The sequence below is a fragment of the Pseudoalteromonas sp. 20-92 genome, from assembly GCF_030847595.1.
Lineage (GTDB): Bacteria > Pseudomonadota > Gammaproteobacteria > Enterobacterales > Alteromonadaceae > Pseudoalteromonas > Pseudoalteromonas fuliginea.
The window spans coordinates 81,486-99,150 of the sequence record NZ_JANJGQ010000002.1; the positions used below are offsets into that span (position 1 = coordinate 81,486).

The 17,665-nt window shown below is 38.6% G+C and carries 14 protein-coding genes; 8 read left to right on the forward strand and 6 right to left on the reverse strand.

Going from position 1 to position 17,665, the window contains the following annotated elements; all coding sequences use genetic code 11:
• Nucleotides 1–59 precede the first annotated feature (59 nt).
• Together rluF and NRL14_RS02360 are read left to right on the forward strand one after the other, a co-directional pair.
• Nucleotides 60–1,097 carry a 23S rRNA pseudouridine(2604) synthase RluF gene (gene rluF / locus NRL14_RS02355; protein WP_306723897.1) on the forward strand — a complete coding sequence of 346 codons (1,038 nt, stop codon included), beginning with the start codon at nucleotides 60–62 and terminating at the stop codon, nucleotides 1,095–1,097.
• A gap of 333 nt (nucleotides 1,098–1,430) precedes the next feature.
• Entirely contained in the window at nucleotides 1,431–1,763 is a 333-nt protein-coding gene (locus NRL14_RS02360; protein WP_033030169.1) for a PBPRA1643 family SWIM/SEC-C metal-binding motif protein, read from the forward strand.
• 108 nt (nucleotides 1,764–1,871) lie between these two features.
• Here the strand turns inward: NRL14_RS02360 and NRL14_RS02365 are convergent, their stop codons facing one another.
• Complete coding sequence (locus NRL14_RS02365) at nucleotides 1,872–4,940, reverse strand: efflux RND transporter permease subunit (RefSeq protein ID WP_149605454.1); 3,069 nt, start codon at nucleotides 4,938–4,940, stop codon at nucleotides 1,872–1,874.
• Nucleotides 4,941–4,942: 2 nt separating this feature from the next.
• Entirely contained in the window at nucleotides 4,943–6,025 is a 1,083-nt protein-coding gene (locus NRL14_RS02370; protein ID WP_007376342.1) for an efflux RND transporter periplasmic adaptor subunit, read from the reverse strand.
• Between the two features lie 122 nt (nucleotides 6,026–6,147).
• On the opposite strand from NRL14_RS02370, the gene NRL14_RS02375 reads away from it, so the two are divergent.
• Both NRL14_RS02375 and NRL14_RS02380 read left to right on the forward strand, forming a co-directional pair.
• Nucleotides 6,148–7,044 carry a LysR family transcriptional regulator gene (locus tag NRL14_RS02375; RefSeq protein WP_306723898.1) on the forward strand — a complete coding sequence of 299 codons (897 nt, stop codon included), beginning with the start codon at nucleotides 6,148–6,150 and terminating at the stop codon, nucleotides 7,042–7,044.
• The gene (locus NRL14_RS02380; RefSeq protein WP_306723899.1) at nucleotides 7,034–7,345 is read left to right on the forward strand and encodes an MGMT family protein; all 312 of its coding nucleotides are present in this window, start codon (nucleotides 7,034–7,036) and stop codon (nucleotides 7,343–7,345) included. The genes NRL14_RS02375 and NRL14_RS02380 overlap by 11 nt, the downstream gene beginning before the upstream one ends.
• Nucleotides 7,346–7,491: 146 nt before the next feature.
• On the opposite strand, the gene NRL14_RS02385 is transcribed toward NRL14_RS02380, so the two are convergent.
• The 3 genes from NRL14_RS02385 to NRL14_RS02395 form a co-directional block, all read right to left on the reverse strand.
• On the reverse strand, nucleotides 7,492–8,277 hold the full coding sequence (locus tag NRL14_RS02385) for an FRG domain-containing protein (protein ID WP_306724043.1): 786 nt from the start codon (nucleotides 8,275–8,277) through the stop codon (nucleotides 7,492–7,494).
• A gap of 156 nt (nucleotides 8,278–8,433) precedes the next feature.
• Nucleotides 8,434–10,206: an ATP-binding protein gene (locus NRL14_RS02390; RefSeq protein ID WP_306723900.1), complete on the reverse strand. Its 1,773-nt coding sequence runs from the start codon at nucleotides 10,204–10,206 to the stop codon at nucleotides 8,434–8,436.
• 669 nt (nucleotides 10,207–10,875) lie between these two features.
• Complete coding sequence (locus NRL14_RS02395; protein ID WP_306723901.1) at nucleotides 10,876–11,670, reverse strand: helix-turn-helix transcriptional regulator; 795 nt, start codon at nucleotides 11,668–11,670, stop codon at nucleotides 10,876–10,878.
• Nucleotides 11,671–11,768: 98 nt separating this feature from the next.
• On the opposite strand from NRL14_RS02395, the gene NRL14_RS02400 reads away from it, so the two are divergent.
• Nucleotides 11,769–12,143 carry a DUF3224 domain-containing protein gene (locus tag NRL14_RS02400; RefSeq protein WP_306723902.1) on the forward strand — a complete coding sequence of 125 codons (375 nt, stop codon included), beginning with the start codon at nucleotides 11,769–11,771 and terminating at the stop codon, nucleotides 12,141–12,143.
• Between the two features lie 74 nt (nucleotides 12,144–12,217).
• Here NRL14_RS02400 and NRL14_RS02405 read toward each other — a convergent pair whose 3' ends face one another.
• Nucleotides 12,218–12,847 (reverse strand): hemolysin III family protein, encoded by a 630-nt coding sequence (locus NRL14_RS02405; RefSeq protein WP_197121451.1) that lies wholly within the window; start codon nucleotides 12,845–12,847, stop codon nucleotides 12,218–12,220.
• 219 nt (nucleotides 12,848–13,066) lie between these two features.
• On the opposite strand from NRL14_RS02405, the gene NRL14_RS02410 reads away from it, so the two are divergent.
• The 3 genes from NRL14_RS02410 to NRL14_RS02420 all read left to right on the forward strand — a co-directional run bounded on the left by NRL14_RS02410 (nucleotide 13,067) and on the right by NRL14_RS02420 (nucleotide 17,662).
• Nucleotides 13,067–15,418 (forward strand): TonB-dependent receptor, encoded by a 2,352-nt coding sequence (locus NRL14_RS02410; RefSeq protein ID WP_306723903.1) that lies wholly within the window; start codon nucleotides 13,067–13,069, stop codon nucleotides 15,416–15,418.
• Between the two features lie 88 nt (nucleotides 15,419–15,506).
• The gene (locus NRL14_RS02415) at nucleotides 15,507–15,860 is read left to right on the forward strand and encodes a hypothetical protein (protein WP_149604962.1); all 354 of its coding nucleotides are present in this window, start codon (nucleotides 15,507–15,509) and stop codon (nucleotides 15,858–15,860) included.
• 323 nt (nucleotides 15,861–16,183) lie between these two features.
• The gene (locus tag NRL14_RS02420) at nucleotides 16,184–17,662 is read left to right on the forward strand and encodes a cellulase family glycosylhydrolase (RefSeq protein ID WP_306723904.1); all 1,479 of its coding nucleotides are present in this window, start codon (nucleotides 16,184–16,186) and stop codon (nucleotides 17,660–17,662) included.
• Nucleotides 17,663–17,665: the final 3 nt, after the last annotated feature.

Sequence of the window (17,665 nt, forward strand, 5' to 3'; positions counted from 1 at the left end):
AAAAAATAGTGTGGGTGGTTTACACTACTCGCCTTAAAAATTACTACGCTATAAGTGCCATGACCGAATTAAAACGTTTAAATAAATTTATTAGTGAAACAGGATTTTGTTCACGCCGCGAAGCCGATAAATATATTGAGCAGGGTCGTGTCAGCGTTAATGGCTACTCTCCAGAAATGGGCGTAAAAGTAGCCGCTACCGATGTTGTATTAATTGATGGCAAGCCACTTAAAGCCACACCAAAGCGCGTTTATATCGCTTACAACAAACCCGTTGGTATTACGTGTACTACCGAAAGTAAAATTCAAAGTAATATTATACGAGCAGTTAACTATCCTACGCGTATATTTCCAATAGGGCGCTTAGATAGACCGTCTGAAGGGCTTATATTTTTAACTAACGAAGGCGACATCGTTAATAAAATTTTGCGTGCGGGCAATAATCACGAAAAAGAATACGTTGTTACGGTGGATAAACCGCTTAATCGTCAGTTTGTTACAAAAATGGCCAATGGCGTGCCTATTTTAGATACCGTCACTAAAGAATGTAAAGTCACGCAAAGTGGCCCTAAAGAATTTAAAATAGTACTTACCCAAGGTTTAAACCGCCAAATACGCCGCATGTGTGAATACTTAGGTTACGAAGTGGTGACGTTAAAGCGCACTCGTATAATGAACGTAACACTAAAAGGTTTAAAGGTAGGGCAGTGGCGTCATTTGTCTGATACTGAAATGGCGCAAATAAACGACTCGATTTCTGACTCAGGTAAAACCCAAGAACATTCGCTTGATGCTAACAAACAATCAGAAAATAATACGCCGTCGGCTCCCAAAAAACGTGACTTTCAGGGTGAAAATCCTCGCCGTTTTAATAAAGGCGAACAAAGTGGCGAGCGTAATACTGAGCGAAGTTCAAATCGCAACTCTGAGCGTAGTAATGCTAATGGCGAGCGCAAAAATGAGCGCAGTAAAGCACCTTATCAAAAGCGTTCTACCACGTATGTTGGTAAGCCAAAAAGTATTAAAGAGAATAAGTCGTCTAATGCTAAATCAGACTTACAACCAAGCTCAGGCCGTATTCTCAGTTTAAAAAAATAATGTGCAGCTAAGTCCATGCGGTCGTATATCAGAAGTTTTTAACACAGTTAGCGTCAGGCTTAAGCCCTCAAATTGATCAAGTATTATTACGGATTGATATTAGATACTAAAATGTCTCTAAGTTGAGTCAGCGTAATTTCACTCTATTACGAATTTAAGGTTTGTCTAAATCTCTATTTTAAATCCATTAAATAGCTTATTTATGTCGTTATATTAGGCGTATATACAGTAAAGCCTAATTTATATTGTGCATTAACAAGTACACTTAGTTATATGAAGGGTAAGCTGTTAAGATGCGCCGTCTTAATAATGTAGAAAGGTTATAGAAGTAGCATGTCAAAGTTTTTCTTTATGGGTAAGCCCGATATAATGGGTAAAAATAACAGTAGCGGATTTTCGCCAAAACGTACCGCAAAGGTAGGGACAGAGTTACATCCGCTAACATTAATTGTAAACTCGTCAGAACGACAATCTGAAGTACAAGCAATATTAGCAGAGCATTCGCTGTTTGCTTCGATTGAAATTAAAGCAGACGTACCAGAAGATATTCGCGAACTAGACTTTGCGCTTAGCAAGTCAACACCACAAGTATTTGATAAAGTACCAGAGCGTAACGCACCTTGTGTATGTGGTAGCGGCAAAAAATACAAAAAGTGTTGCGGCTAATTTATTAACCACTCAATATGTGGCCTTTCTTTTTTCATCGGTATTAAATAAAAATGCCACTGACCTTGAGCCAGTGGCATTTTTTATGTTAACCGATTAGATGTTTAACTACTTACGCGGTTCGTAATCAATTCTAAATATAACCGTGTAAAGTACTGGCACTACAATGAGGGTTAGTATGGTGGCAAAGCCTAAACCGAACATTATGGTTACCGCCATTGACTGAAAAAACACGTCAAATAGCAGCGGGATCATACCTAAAATAGTGGTTATAGCGGCCATAGCAACTGGGCGTACACGACTCACACCAGAGTCAAATACGGCCTCATAAGGCGATTTACCTTCCCTTAATTCGAGATTTATTTGATCGACCAACACAATCCCATTTTTGATCAACATACCGCTTAAGCTTAACAAACCAAGCAAACCCATAAAGCTAAATGGTGTATTCATAATCAATAACCCTGCACTTACGCCAATAATAGCAAGAGGCACGGTTGCCCAAATTACCAAAGGTTGCTTAACTGAGTTGAATAATAATACAGTTACTGCAAACATAGCTAAGTAACCCAATGGTAAAGAGCCAAATATTGCTTTTTGAGCCTTGCTTGATGACTCAAACTCGCCGCCCCATTCCAGTTGGTAACCACGTGGCAGTTCCATATTCTCTATTGGGCCGCGAATACGCGCAAATAGTTTAGCTGGGGTTTCATCGCCGAGTACATTATGATCGGCCATCACAGTAATAGTACGTTTACGGTCGCGGCGCATTATTAGGCTGTCTTCCCATTGTACAATAAACTCGTCTACTACTTGGGTTACTGGTACAAATACACCAAGTACTGGGCTGTATATTTGAAGGTCGTGAACGCTTTCTACGTTTAAGCGCTCGTTAGCCGGAGATCGTGCAATAATAGGCAGCAACTGCGTACCATCACGATATACACCTACTTGCTTACCTGACAAACTGGTGAGTAATATATCATCCAAGTCTGATTTGCTAATGCCTAAGCGGCGTGCTTTTTGTTCGTTAAACTGTGGGCGAATCATTTTGGTACGTGCGCGCCAGTCATTACGAATATTGTATGCGCCATCATCGTTACCAATCAGTTCTTCGGCTTTAGCGGCCAGTTGCCTTAAAATAACAGGATCAGGGCCCGAAAAACGGGCTTCTATTTTGGCATCGGTAGAAGGGCCTATTTCCATTGGTTTAATTTTAAGTTGTGCAGAAAGCGCATACTGATTTGAATAATCACGGACTTTTTGCATTATAGTGGCAACAGCTTCCCTGTCGGCAACACGAACAATCAATTGGCCATAAGCTGGGTATGACTTTTCTGGCGCGTAGGTAAGCATAAAGCGCGGTGCGCCTTGCCCTGTGGTACTTGTTACTTCTTCAACGAGTTCTTCTTTTTGTAAAAACGCCTCAAGCTGTTTAACTCCCTCAAGGGTTGAGCGAACATCAGAACCTTGTGCTTGCCAGTAATCTACATAAAACATAGGTGTATTTGAGGCAGGAAAGAATGACTGTTTTACAGAGCCAAAACCAACAACCGCAGTACACAGTAAAACAACCATTAATATAAGCGTGGTTTTTCTAAAGTGTAGAGAAAAATCTAATACAGCCTTATAGCCATTAAAAATAAAGCCTTTGTATGGGTCTTCATCTTCTTGGTCATTTTCGCCTTTGAATTGAGTTTCTTTAAACATCAAATTGGCAAAAAATGGCGTTAATGTAATAGCTGTTATCCAACTTAATAAAAGCGAAATAAACAGCACCCAAAATAAGCTACCGGCAAATTCACCACTGGCATCAGAGCTTAAACCTATTGGTGCAAACGCGGTTACCGCGATGACTGTTGCACCTAGTAAAGGCCACTTTGTTTGTTCAACAATATTAACTGCTGCTTTGAGTTTTGTTTGGCCACGTTTAAGGTTTATTAGTATCCCTTCGGTTACTACTATTGCGTTATCAACCAGCATCCCTAGGGCAATAATAAGTGCCCCAAGCGATATGCGCTGTAAATCGATAGCGAACAACTTCATAAATATAAATGTACCTAGTACGGTCAGTAGTAAAATACCACCAATTAAAATGCCGCTTTTTAGCCCCATAAACAAAAGCAAAACCACAATTACAATCGCAATAGCTTCAACCAAGCTGATAATAAATCCATCAACTGACTTTTCAACTTCTTTAGGTTGATTGTATACCGAACTAATATCAATGCCATGTGGTCGTTGATACTCAAGCGATGCCAAGTGTTCATCTATATGCTTGCCTATATCAACCACGTTAACACCAGAGGTAAATGACACACCTATTAATAATGCTTGTTCATTATTGTAGCGAATAATATTACTTGGTACTTCGGCATATTCTCTGTGTACCTTGGCTACATCACCTAAGTAAATTAGCTCACTTGCGCCTGTTTTTGAAATCAGTAGCGTTTCGAGCTCTTTTACATTTTTAAACTCACCCGTTGGATGAAAACGGATTGATTCATCGCCTACGCGAATTTTACCCGCGTTTGATACCGTGTTTTGCGATTGTAAAAGTTGAAATATATGACTAGGAGCTATGCCTAATTGCGCTAATTTACGAGTCGATATCTCTACCATAACCTGTGCTTGCTGCTCTCCAGCAACGGTAACTTTACTAACCCCCTTAACAAGTACCAGCTCGCGCTTTAAATAGTCTACGTAATCTTTAAGTTCATCATACGAATAGCCATCGCCTGTAACCGAATACATCACACCGTATACGTCGGCAAAATCATCTAAAATTATACTTGGGTAGACACCGGTAGGTAATGAGGGGGAGAGATCATTAATTTTACGACGCATTTCATCCCATATTTGTCGCAGTTGTTCTTTACGGTAGGTGCTTTTCATTTCTACTGTAATTTGCGATTTTCCATTTGACGAAATTGACGTTACATAATCGACATAAGGTAATTGCTGAATCGCATTTTCGATAGGGAAGGTTACTTCTTCTTCAACTTGTTGCGGTGAAGCACCTGGGTACATGGTTATAACCATGGCCTTTTTGAGTGTAAATTCAGGGTCTTCTAATTGCCCTAAATCAAAATACGATACGCTACCACCAATTAATAGCAGCAACGTAAACATCCAGCTGATTACTTTTTTTTCTATAGAGAGTTGTGCAAAGCTCATTGTTATAAGCCTCGCTCTTTATTCCACGCGCGTACCTTCATTCCTTCTTTTATTGAGTGTACACCCGCAGCCACAACTATTTGACCTTCTTTAATGCCGCTTAGTACTTCAATGCCGTCGCGATGAAGTTGACCAATTTCTACCGCTTGCTTATGAACCTGACCTGTTTGCTCGTCGTAAAGCCAAACATATGCATTGTTTTTAATGGTTTCTTGAGGATCAGAAAAAACGGATTCTATAGGTAAAATTGTGTAAGCAACTTGTGAGTTAGTTACTTTACTCAAATCAATTAGTACACTGCCTGTCATGCCAGCAAGTAAATTAAAGTCATCGGGTACAGGCAGAGAAAAAACAACTTTATAAGTAAGTGTTGCAGGGTCTGCTTGCGTATCCCATTCTTTTATCGTTAAGGTGTATTCTTTGTCGTCGTAACCGTCAAATTTAACAGTAGGTTGGTAGCTAGTGCCTTTATTAAAGCGTGCAACTATTTTTTCAGGAACTTGTATTTCAACGTCCATTAAATCGCGGGTTTCTAAACGTAATATATTTTGCTTCGCTTGAATATTTTCAAAGTTTTTAACAAATACTTTAGCGACGATGCCGCTAAAAGGAGCACGTAATTCACTGTACTCAAGGTTTGTTTCAGCTATTTTGAATGCTGATTCAGCAACTTGCATATCAGCAGTTGCTTTATCGAGCTCTGATTGGCTAGTAATTCGTTTTTCAAATAATTGTTCTATCCGGTTAAGTTGAGATTTTGCAAGTTCATACCTAGCTTTTCTATCATCATATTGCAATTCAAAATCTTCAGGATCGAGCTTTGCCAATAGTTGGCCTTTCTCTACATGTTCGCCTGCTAAGACAGGAAATTTTACAAGCTCGCCATTTACTCTAAAAGCAAGGTATGACCCTTGGTTTGCAACAACTTCAGCAGGAAAGCTGCGAATGTTAATTTGAGAATCATGACCTATGTTGAATAATTTAACAGGGCGAATGGGCTCTTCTTTAACTTGTTGTTCTGGCTCAGAACAGGCTATTAAGCTAAGTAAGGTCGTTGTTAATAAACATAGACGAAAGAGTTTCATGTCTTCTCCGTTGCAGTGATGGCAAAATAATTAAGTGCAGCATACGCTGCAAACATATAAAATAAAAATCATTAAATTTTAGAAACTCAATAAGTTTTACTTATAATGTTGCAGAGCGGTATATGAAGCTGAATCAATTAATAATTTTAGATGCCATAGTGCAAAGCGCAAGCTTAAGTGGGGCAGCACTAAAGCTACATAAAACGCAGCCCGCGCTTACACTTGCTATTAAAAAACTAGAAGAAAAAATAGGATTTGAGTTACTAGATAGAAGTAAGTACCGATTACAGCTTACTGAAAAAGGGCGTATTTTTCACCGCGAGGCGCAGCAACTCCTGCATGCGAACGGCGAGTTAGCACAGCTTGCTAAAGAATTAGCACTCGGGAATGAGCCCCAATTTAGAATTTGTTACGAACAACTTTGCCATATGCAAAGTTACAACGAGATCATAAGTAATACTTTTAGGTTGTTTACCAGCACGGAATTTAGCTTAACAAGCGGGAAGCGCTTTATTTCGTTAGAGCAAGTAAACAGTGGGCAAGCTGAATTAGGCATTGGCCCGTGGTTTGATTTATTTCACGCGACAGGCGATTTAGAAAGCGTACCTATAGGCAGGCTCGATATTGGCATTGTCAGCGCTAAAGGCGTACTCCCTCAAAAACTCACCTATAGCGAACTACAAACGTATCCGTGCTTAGCCATGTTTGAAAGTGACTTGAGTATCGACAGTGACAGGCTATCGTATTCAAAAGGCTCCGCCATGATGAAAATTGATGATGTATCGACCTTAAAATCGTTTTTACTCTCAGGCGCAGGTTGGGCAATGATGAGCCTAGAACACTGTGCTCCTGAAATAAAAGCAGGCTCACTTCAAGAAATACACATAACTGACCGTGAGCATAAGTTTAGTGCACAAATTAGAGCTTTTAGGCAACATGCAGTGCACCACGGCCCTGTAGCGCGTACTATTTGGGAGCAATTTAAAGTACTTAGTGAGGCGTATTTAAATGAACGCTGATATTGATAAAGAAACACTTATTTATACTGTTATCGCAGGCATACCAATAGGTAAAGTGGCAAGCTACGGGCAAGTTGCAGCTCTTGCGGGCTACCCTCAAAACTCACGATTGGTGGGGCGCTTATTAAAAATGATGCCAAACGATTCGGTTATACCTTGGCACAGGGTAGTGAATAGCCAAGGTAAAATATCATTCCCTGAAGGTAGCGAAAAATACCAAGAACAACGCGAAAAGTTATTATCAGAAGGCGTACTGTTTAAAAGCGACAAAGTAAATATGCGCGAGTGCCGGTGGGAGTGATATGACTATTATTGGCAGGTAAGTTCCATTTCCGGACGTTCGTAACGCCCACTTAAGCGAACAAAAATTGTGGGCTACAATTTTGTTGAGGAACGAAACATAGCCCGCTGTTTTTGTTCCGATTTTAAGTTCTTGTTAGAACTATTCTAGAGTATACTAGCTTGGTGTTTAGCTAACTTAAATTCCATGACTCCTTTAGCTACGCCGTCAACACCAGGAAATAGAGTTGTAGCCGATACGTTGAACTTCATACACCTTAGTAATAACTCACCTGCAGTATTTGCAGGAAGTGTAAACTTATATACTTTTACGTTGTTAGCCAATAAGTCATCAATTAAGCTTTTTTCGGTTTCTGGGCAAAACTCATCGGTGTAGGAAGCGTTACTCGGCTCCTTATATAATAAAAACAAACCTTTTTGTGCTGCCAAGTTCTCACTTACACTGCCTGCAGGTGAAACCGTCTCCAAACCGATATTAGCTAGAGTAGTGTTATCTGCATCTAATACCCAAACAGCTAAGCGTTGTTCAGTTTCAACTTTTGAATTCAATACTTGAGAAGCAGCGAAATACATAGCAACAAGAGAACTACGACTCCAGTCTAATAATCGAGTAGGTATCCCGTGATGTTGTGCCATTGCTAATATGGAATGGAATTCTTTATGTGGCCATCCTGCGGTTGAATCAGCATATCTAGCCATCGCTGTAGAGTAATCCATTGAACTTCTGAAATCATGGCTATCATAAGGAATCGATATTCCTTGCTCATCACAGCCAAATAGGAAATCGTGAAGTAAACTAAACTCGAATTCAATTACCTGTGAGGTTCTCAAATACTCCATTCTTTTGCGATGAAATTTTAAGATAATATCATCTCTAAAAACAGTTGGAGTCAAATTCCATAGGGCGTTTGCATGTCCGCGAAAAAATTGGATTCTTTAGTTTATTAGAAAACACTCCAATAGGTGACAACAGTTCCCAAAGCTCATCAACGCTCGATAGTTCCTCTTCAATGATTGGCACAATTCACCTCACAGTTCTAACGCCTCAAACACTGGCTGAGCATAGCGAAGTCCGAGTGCTTTGATTTGTTAGATTTCATTGCAGTTTACTTCGGAAATAAAGGCACAAAGATCGCGAATGCGATCATTTAAATCGAGAACACTAAGGTCTACATCATTATTTTCAACATAGTGCTTTGCAGCCTTAACTTTGCTAGCGGTCCGCTCTTCTGTACTTCTTGTCTTTTTATATTTCAATAGATTTTCCCATTCACCTTTTGCAAGTAAGTGAGATGCGGAGGGGTGAACTGCTACAACACTTGCTTCTACCTTGTCATAATCTAGGTAATTTTCAACCTCTCGCCCTTTCGTAACCCACGCAAAACCCGGGCCTGAATCAAACTCGGCTTTAAGCCTTTGCTTCGTTGCATTCAATCTAGCTCTAGAATGCTCTTTATCACTATCGAACATAATTACTGTGTTTCTGTTTAACTTTCTAACAGAAATAAAGTCATCTATCCTGCCTTGTACCTCATCACCGTCTAGGGCTGTAAGATGGCTAAAAAGTCTTCCACCATAAAACATAATTGAGTAGTGAACCCCTTCAATCAAATTTGGATTCTTAGCCGCAATCCAATAATTTAGATAAATTCTGTCAGATGGGCCTTCTACCCATATAATACAATTAGCTTGAAGTATATCTGAGGCTTTGTACCCCAAATCATTGCAAATGCTAGATCTTTCTTTGGTACTAGCAATCGCACTAACAGATGACGAGCCATCAAACTGAGTCACGTGAAATATTTCTGATTCAACTGCATCCAGCAAGTGAGCAGAGTGAGTAGTAAAAAAATACTGGTTATTTGTACTATCGGCTAAATACTTTACTAACTTTTTTTGCAGCAATGGATGGAGATGTAATTCAGGTTCCTCAACACAGAGTATAGTATTTTCAAGAAGCGTGGCTGCTGCTGCAAGAATAACAACTTCATGAACCCCTGTACCCAAAGACTCAAGAGGTAGTGTTTTGTTATCCATATGTATCAGGATCATATCCCTTTCGTAGGGGATTTCTATTTCTGCACTTCCATTTTCCAAAACCTCACGGACAAAGTTATTTATAGCGATGAATTTTTCTTTATCAGCCTGATCGACAAGAGGAGGGTTTTGAATTTTTGCTAATCGTTCAATAATTCCTTCACCACTATAATCACCTGCTTCGCTACCGGCAGAACCTATTTTTCTTATAGCAGGGATAACTTCGATATTCGGTATCTGCGATGGAATATAAGATATAGCTTTAATAGTTTCAGGCACCCAATGAGCCTTAATGTCACCTTGGCCTCTATTAGTAAGGGCGCTCCAGAGAGATTGCCACTCACGATGTTCTAATGCAGGCAATATATCGTCAACTTCCACCTCTAATGAAAAATCACCATTGTAGTTGGCTGATTTATATGTAAACCAAACATCACCGTTAACATCTGAAAAATGCTCTGATGTAAGCAGTTTCTTTGCTACCTCCCGGTGTGCTCGGTTGCGCTGATCATTAGGTAATAATTTTCTTATATATTCGTCAATCTCACTTCGGAATACCGGAAATGAAATTCTATGATCTGCTCTTTTCTCAGAAATATGCCTATCGATATCTTTGAAAGGTATATCCTGCTGCTTTCCTATTTGCCTTTGGTTTTTTGCTTTTGATACGAAGTATGAATACTGTTCACTTAAGAAATTAACAATATTAGACTTACCGATATTATTTTTCCCAATGATGAGATTAACTTTACGCAAAGGAGCTATTTTAGTTAATTCATTACCAAAACTTCGATAACCAGAAAATCCAAAACCTTTTAAAAGCACAATACTTTCCTCAAAATCTAACGAGCCTGTAGATTAACTCGTTTTTTATTTATTTTTATTGATGAATCAACCATAGCTGAGTTCCTATTTTGGTTCAATCGATTACTGTATTTTTCATAGAATATAAAAGCTGGTTTGGTATTGTTTTAACTGGCGTTTTGGAAGGATTTACGGATGTTTCAGTGGCTTTATTTTGGCTTAAAAGGGGTTGCCTCTCTTAATGCATCGTGTTTTTCAGCTTTTCTATATTATGAACAAGGCAATACAGTTGCCATTTTTTAATAAACAGCTGTCGTCGCCTTATTGGGCTGTCTATTGTTACTTTCATTTTGTCTACATAGCTCGGCTTTTTGCGTGATTAATTATTTATAAAAATGCACTCTTCATACTGTTTTTGTTGGCTTTTTTCGTAATAATTAGGATGGCTGTCATCCTAATTGTGTGTAGTTTTAACAAATTGCCTAAGGTATTACTATCACTAAGTTTTATAAAACTTTTAGATAGAGTTAAATGAACTAATATGCGCGCGCCGCTCATTTTCATGAATATATGCGCAAAGAGTAGTTTAACCAATCAAGTAACTCTTATATTTACCAATCAGAATAACTGGTTTTCGCTCCAAACAGAACTTGCCATAAGCCGATATTGACTCTACTAGGATATAAAAATTCACTTTAGTTTGTTGTATCTGTTTGGAGTTATTCCTAAAACTTCTTTAAAGTCTCGAATAAGGTGAGATTGATCAACATATTCCAATCGGGTAACAATATCTAAGATACTAACGGTATTGGATTCGAGTTCATCTAAAACCCTGCTAAGCCTGTACTTACGTATAAGCCATTTAGGGCTGAGGCCTACATATTCTGAGAAATATCGCTGAACCGATCGTGAAGAAATGTTTGCATAGTTAGCTACTTGCTTAACCGTACAAATATTTTCGTTATTTTTGACCAACGAGACCATATTTTGAGTGATCTTTTTTGGTCTAGTAATAGATTGAACAAAAGGAACAAGACTATCATGAAGATAGTTAATAACCTCTGCATCGTTTTCATGTTCATATAAAGAGATTAAATTAGTTACGAAGTTCAAGCCAAATATATCTTTGGCAAGTACCTCTCTGTTAACATATTCTTCAATCGGCAGAGGTAAAAGTTCCTTTAAGGCGCCTGTTTCAAATTTCACACCTATTATTCGTCCTTTCCCCTCCATTTTATAAGAGTATATTTTGCTTACAGGCCCTAATAACTTAACTCCATCATTGCTGATAATTAAGTGAAAATTTGGATCTGGTAAGTTTTGTTGAGTATGAGTTCTTTGTTCCTCTAAATTCCAATCAACAAACCAAAATTGTTCAATAAAACCATTAAATAGAACACTTGGAAAATATCTACGTAAGTGATAGTTCTCTTCACTAATCTGACGGTGTAACACCCCTTTTATTTCTTCATTATTTATTTTCAAATGTGATCAATCTTTTGTTTATTGTCGCGTTTTTACTATATCAATCAACTAATATCGTAGTAACATTTTGTTGTTAGGTTGATTAAAAGGAAAAAACTATGGAGTTAAAAGGTACATTTCTAATTACAAAGTGGCAAGAGACCGTTGAACAACAATTTGAAAAGGGTCAGAAATTTAGCACTGCATTAGTACAACAAGCTTACTCAGGCGATATTAATGGTAATAGCGAAGTAAGATATAAACTTTACTACAGTGAAAATGGTGATGCTCTATTCAACGGATTTGAAACCATTACGTGTGATAAAAACGATGAACAAGTTGTACTCACATTAAAGCATGATGGAAAATTTGAGAGTGGAATTGCATCAAGCAAATTTACAATAGTTGATAGTAGCCATGAATGTAGCCTAATAGGTAAAAGTGGCAGCTTCAGCTCCATAGAAGGAGGGAAAGCTATCTACCAAATTTCATAAACTTTTACAAAGCGGACAATACTATTACGTCCGCTTATCGCTCAAACCAGACCATATTAATTAGCTATACCAGCTCAATAAACATAATTACTAATTGAAATATAATGGCAAACACACCCAGCAATAACAAATAAGTGCCAAATTGCGTGGCTAAATTGGGTGCTTTTAGCGCTGTAAAAAAAAGTGCCTAAACTATAAAAAATGCCGCCGGCAAGTAGCCAGTAAAGTGCTTTTACATCAACACTAGAGTAGAGCGGATAAACAATAGCCAGTGCAAACCAACCCATGAGTAAGTAGGTGGCGAGTGATATTTTTTTATTACCGTTTTTTACAAATACTTTGTACGCAACGCCTGCTAGTGCCACAGTCCATATAAATGTAAGTGTTGCCCATGACCAAGCACCGGTTAATGAGATTAATAAAAAGGGAGTGTAGGTGCCGGCAATTAATAAGTATATGGCGCAGTGATCGCACTTTTTATAAAAGGCTCTTAAGCGCGGTTGAATACTGGCGTGGTACAAAGTGGATGACAAAAACAGCACAAATAGGCTACTGCCATAAATTGCAGTACTAATATACGCTTTAGTGCTGGTGGCTTGGCTAAATAAATCCCACATAACAAATGCGGCAAATACAATACCAAGTGCATGACTAATTACGTTTAGTTGTTCTTCTTTTTTAGAATAGGGCGCTTCTAACGACATGACAGATCCTACCACTATTTGAATGAATTTTAGTGTACAAGTGTACGCTGAGTTTTTCAATGTTATAATTTTTATATGAATACAATAATTTATTATTTTTCATAAAGTTGAAACATCAATTTAACCAATGCGTAATTAATAAGACGTAAAAAAGTCGTAATAGTTCGTTAGATTACCGGTAATTCCTAAAAACAATTAACCGGACGAAGAGTGAAAAACATGAAAAATAAATTAACAACACGGCCTTTTCTTAAACTTACTAAATTGTCTGTGGCGATGATTTGCGTTACATCAACAAATAGTTTTGCAGATCAAACCATAAATAAAGAACTTGATGAAATAGTGGTTGTTGCTCAAAAGCGTGCGCAATCAATACAAGATGTGCCTGTAACAATAAGTGCCTACGATGGCGACTTTTTAGAAAGCTTAGGTATTGGCGAACTCGACACTTTATCTGAAATAACACCAGGGCTTGTTATTCAAGAGCAAAGCCCTAACAACCCGGGCTTTGTAATTCGTGGTATTACGTCTGATAGCGGGTCGTCTCAATCATCCCCTCGTGTGTCTATTTATTATAACGGAGCAGATGTATCACGCTCTCGTGGCTCGTACTTTGAGCTTTTTGATGTAGAAGGGATTGAAGTGGTTAAGGGACCACAAGCGACACTGTTTGGAACAGCAGCTTCTGTGGGGGCTATTAGTGTAGCAACACGTAAACCAGAAAAAGATTTTTCGGCTCAATTAAAAGCATCCGTTGGTAATTACTCGGCCAAAGGTGTTAGTGGTTTTGTAACGGGTGGTAATGATTTAATGCAAGGCCGTGTTGCTTTTACTTATCGTGAACGTGATGGGTTTATAAAAAATATTGCAGGAGATAGTAACTCCCAAAATCCGGCTGGGTTTAAGCAAGATGATATGCATGCTATTGAGCGTTTTTCTTATCGTCCGTCTTTACGTATTACACCTAATGACGATGTAACGATTGATTTGGTGTATACGTATGAAAAAAATGATGACTCGGGTACATCTTTTAAAAATGGGCTTTATGCACCAACCGGTGGTGATACAAGTCCATATAGTTTTGTTGAAATGCCAGGTAGTCCGTATGCAGAGTCTGTGTTTGGAAAAAAAGACTTAGGTGTGGAGCGCACAGTTAACGATTTAAATTTGACTGTAAATTGGGATGTAAGTAACGATTTAACAATCACCTCAATTACCGCAGGGCGTAACTTTGATTCTTTAGAAGTGTTTGATGCTGATGGTACGCAGGCATGGTTTTTAGAATTTGCAGAAGCTGCTGAGGGCGATCAATTTAGCCAAGAATTACGCGCTGTTTATACGCAGAATAAGTTTACTAGTATTTTTGGTGTGAGTTACTTTGAAGAAGAGGGTAGCCAGCGTATTCCATTTAGTACAGAGGAGTCTATATTCTTAAATTGCTTAGGCGTATTGGGTTCAGGTGTTCCTTGTATTAATAATGATGGTAGCGTTAATATTTTAACGCCAGCATTAACAGGTGGTGCAATAAACGAGTTGCCATATTCATTAGAGTTTACAAACTATGGTGAAAACAAAGCGTACTCAGCGTTTGCTGATGTAACTTATGCTGCAACTGAGGCACTGGAGTTAACAGCGGGTCTTCGTTATATAAAAGAAGAAAAGCGCAGTGGTTATAGCTCTGCTGCACCCAATAGTGTTTTGACGCAAGCGCCATTGTTTACGGTTGATACTAATGGTGAAACATTCTATGGCGATGCTGATTATGATGATTGGCTGCCACGTTTTAATGCGCTTTATATAATAAACCCTACTACAAATATGTATGCGACTATTTCAAAAGGGCGTCGTTCGGAAGTACTTGAAGTAAGTTCGGCTAACGACGAACAAGGGAATGTTGAAGCCTCAATATCAGAAGTTCCAGCGGAAATTATTTGGAACTACGAAACCGGTATTAAAGGCAAAGCGCTTGACGGGCGTTTAGATTACTCTGTCGCTGTATTTTATCAAGATTACTCTAACTTTCAGGTTACGTTACAGGATGATGAAGGCGTTGCGTTTTCTGCAGATGCGGGCTCTGCCACTAATGTTGGCGCAGAGGTTGAAGTAAGGGCGTTAATTAATAATGAGTTTGAGGTATTTGCCAATACGGCTTACCTTGATGCTGAAATAGATGATGACAGTAATAACGGTAACCTCGCTGGCAATAAATTTAGATTACAACCAGAGTGGACATTTAGTACGGGGCTGTTTTATTCAACAGAATTGTCAAACTCACTTAATTTAACGAGCTCTTTAATATATAGCTACCGCTCTGAAGTGTTTTTTGAGCCAGCAAATGCGCCAATATCAGGCTTAGATATTAGCCAACCAGCGCTTGGATTAGTCAGTGCGCGCTTAGGTATCGCAAATGGTGATGACTGGGCTGTTAGTGTATTTGCTAGTAACTTATTAGATAAAGAGTATTTAGTTGATGCAGGTAATACTGGAGGGGGATTTGGCAACCCAACATTTGTTGCAGGGGCACCTCGCTTTGTTGGTATTGAGTTAACTCTCGGGTTTGGTGGACAATAATACATTTAACTACTTGATATTTTAATTGAGCCACTGCAAAGTGGCTTTTTTATGTGATCACGTTAAAGTGAATTTATATTAGGTAAAAATGAAACAAGATCTAAAAGCTGCTTTACTTACCGCCATTGTTTATCCTGGAGCGGGGCATTTTTCTTTAAAAAAACACCTTATAGGCGCTATTTTTGCGGGTGTTTTTTCTGTTCTTTTAATTTTAACCCTTCAAGATATATTTGCGATTGCACAGTGTACTGCAAATGAAATTGTACACGGAAAAATCCCCATGTCGGTTACGGCTATTTTAAAAGCCGCGCAACAACCATCTAACGCCTGCGCTCAGCTCGCTGAATATAAGTACGTACCTTTAATGATTGTTATTTGGATATTGAGTATTGCAGATGCCTATCGTTTAGGACGTAAGGTGTTGCCCAATATAATTGACTAAAATGTATGCAAGGTGGTGTTTCTTAATCGATGGCTACCTATTTACTCTACTTAAACATTTTATTTTTACCTAATGTAAAAAAAGTGTAAAAAACAATATATCCCCGACAAAATCTTCGAACTTCGTTAAACATGCCTCTTATTCTCCTTTTCCTAATTCACGGCAGTGCTTCGTGAATTTTTTTTGTTCAGTTAATGTTAATAATAAGTTGGTACTTTTAACTTACGTAAAATATAATTGGCAATTACTTTGTATTGCTTTTGCGGTTTTACTTTATTACATCAGCGAAATGACGACTGATAACTTCAATTTAAGGAAATATTATGGATAACAGTTTAATTAATCACAACAAAAGGAACTTTAAAGTGACGAGCTTATCGTTAGCTTTATTATTAGGTTGTTCAACAATGGCTAATGCCGCTGTTGAGAAATTAACGGTTAGTGGTAATCAAATTCTTGCTGGTGGTGAAAATACGAGCTTTGCAGGTACCAGCTTATTCTGGAGTAACACGGGGTGGGGGGCTGAAAAATTTTATACCGCAGAAACAGTAGCACGTGCTAAGTCTGAATTTAATGCAACATTGATTCGCGCGGCAATAGGCCATGGGTCAAGTGCTGGTGGTAGCTTAAATTATGACTGGGATGGCAATATGAGCCGTCTTGATACTGTTGTAAATGCTGCTATTAGCGAAGATATGTACGTTATTATTGACTTTCATAGCCATGAAGCACATACAGATCAGGCAACTGCCGTTCGATTTTTTGAAGACGTAGCTACAAAGTATGGGCAATACGATAATGTTATTTATGAGATTTATAACGAGCCGTTACAAATTTCATGGGCTAACGATATTAAGCCTTACGCCGAAACTGTAATTGATAAAATTAGAGCAATCGATCCTGATAATTTAATTGTGGTTGGTACACCAACATGGTCTCAAGACGTTGATGTGGCATCACAAGATCCGATAGATCGCGCCAATATTGCTTACACTCTGCACTTTTATGCTGGCACGCACGGACAATCATATCGAAATAAAGCGCAAACAGCACTCGACAACGGTATTGCATTGTTTGCTACAGAGTGGGGGACAGTTAATGCTGATGGCAATGGTGGTGTTAATGCTAATGAAACAGATGCATGGATGGCATTTTTTAAAACAAACAATATTAGTCACGCTAACTGGTCTATTAATGATAAAAACGAAGGGGCTTCGTTATTCACCCCTGGCGGCAGTTGGAATTCATTAACCGCTTCAGGCACTAAAGTTAAAGAGATCATTCAAGGTTGGGGTGGCAGTACCGTTGCTTTAGACTCTGATGGCGATGGTATAAGTGACAGCCTTGATCAGTGTGATAATACTCCTGCAGATACAGTGGTTGATAGTATTGGTTGTGCGGTAACTGATGCCGATGCTGATGGTATTAGCGATAGTGTTGATCAATGTCCAAATACCCCTGCAGGGGAAACTGTTAATGATGTGGGTTGTGCTGTTGAAGTAGTTGAACCACAAAGTGATGCGGATAATGATGGAGTGAATGATGATATTGATCAGTGCCCAGATACACCCGCAGGTACAAATGTTGATGCAAATGGATGTAGTGTTGTGAGTTCAACCGATTGTAATGGTATTAATACATACCCTAATTGGGTGAAAAAGGATTATTCGGCCGGTCCATTTACACACAATAACACCGACGACAAAATACAATATCAAGGCAATGCATACAGTGCAAATTGGTATACAAACAGCCTTCCAGGAAGTGATGCTTCGTGGACGCTTCTTTATAGTTGTAATTAAGCG

Excerpts from the sequence above, each read along its gene's own strand:
- NRL14_RS02375 (WP_306723898.1), top strand. The coding sequence starts at position 6,148 with ATGAAGCTGAATCAATTAATAATTTTAGATGCCATAGTGCAAAGCGCA.
- NRL14_RS02420 (WP_306723904.1), top strand. The coding sequence starts at position 16,184 with ATGGATAACAGTTTAATTAATCACAACAAAAGGAACTTTAAAGTGACG.
- NRL14_RS02410 (WP_306723903.1), top strand. The coding sequence starts at position 13,067 with ATGAAAAATAAATTAACAACACGGCCTTTTCTTAAACTTACTAAATTG.
- NRL14_RS02405 (WP_197121451.1), bottom strand. The coding sequence starts at position 12,847 with ATGTCGTTAGAAGCGCCCTATTCTAAAAAAGAAGAACAACTAAACGTA.
- NRL14_RS02415 (WP_149604962.1), top strand. The coding sequence starts at position 15,507 with ATGAAACAAGATCTAAAAGCTGCTTTACTTACCGCCATTGTTTATCCT.
- NRL14_RS02360 (WP_033030169.1), top strand. The coding sequence starts at position 1,431 with ATGTCAAAGTTTTTCTTTATGGGTAAGCCCGATATAATGGGTAAAAAT.
- NRL14_RS02365 (WP_149605454.1), bottom strand. The coding sequence starts at position 4,940 with ATGAGCTTTGCACAACTCTCTATAGAAAAAAAAGTAATCAGCTGGATG.
- NRL14_RS02380 (WP_306723899.1), top strand. The coding sequence starts at position 7,034 with ATGAACGCTGATATTGATAAAGAAACACTTATTTATACTGTTATCGCA.
- NRL14_RS02370 (WP_007376342.1), bottom strand. The coding sequence starts at position 6,025 with ATGAAACTCTTTCGTCTATGTTTATTAACAACGACCTTACTTAGCTTA.
- NRL14_RS02400 (WP_306723902.1), top strand. The coding sequence starts at position 11,769 with ATGGAGTTAAAAGGTACATTTCTAATTACAAAGTGGCAAGAGACCGTT.
- rluF (WP_306723897.1), top strand. The coding sequence starts at position 60 with ATGACCGAATTAAAACGTTTAAATAAATTTATTAGTGAAACAGGATTT.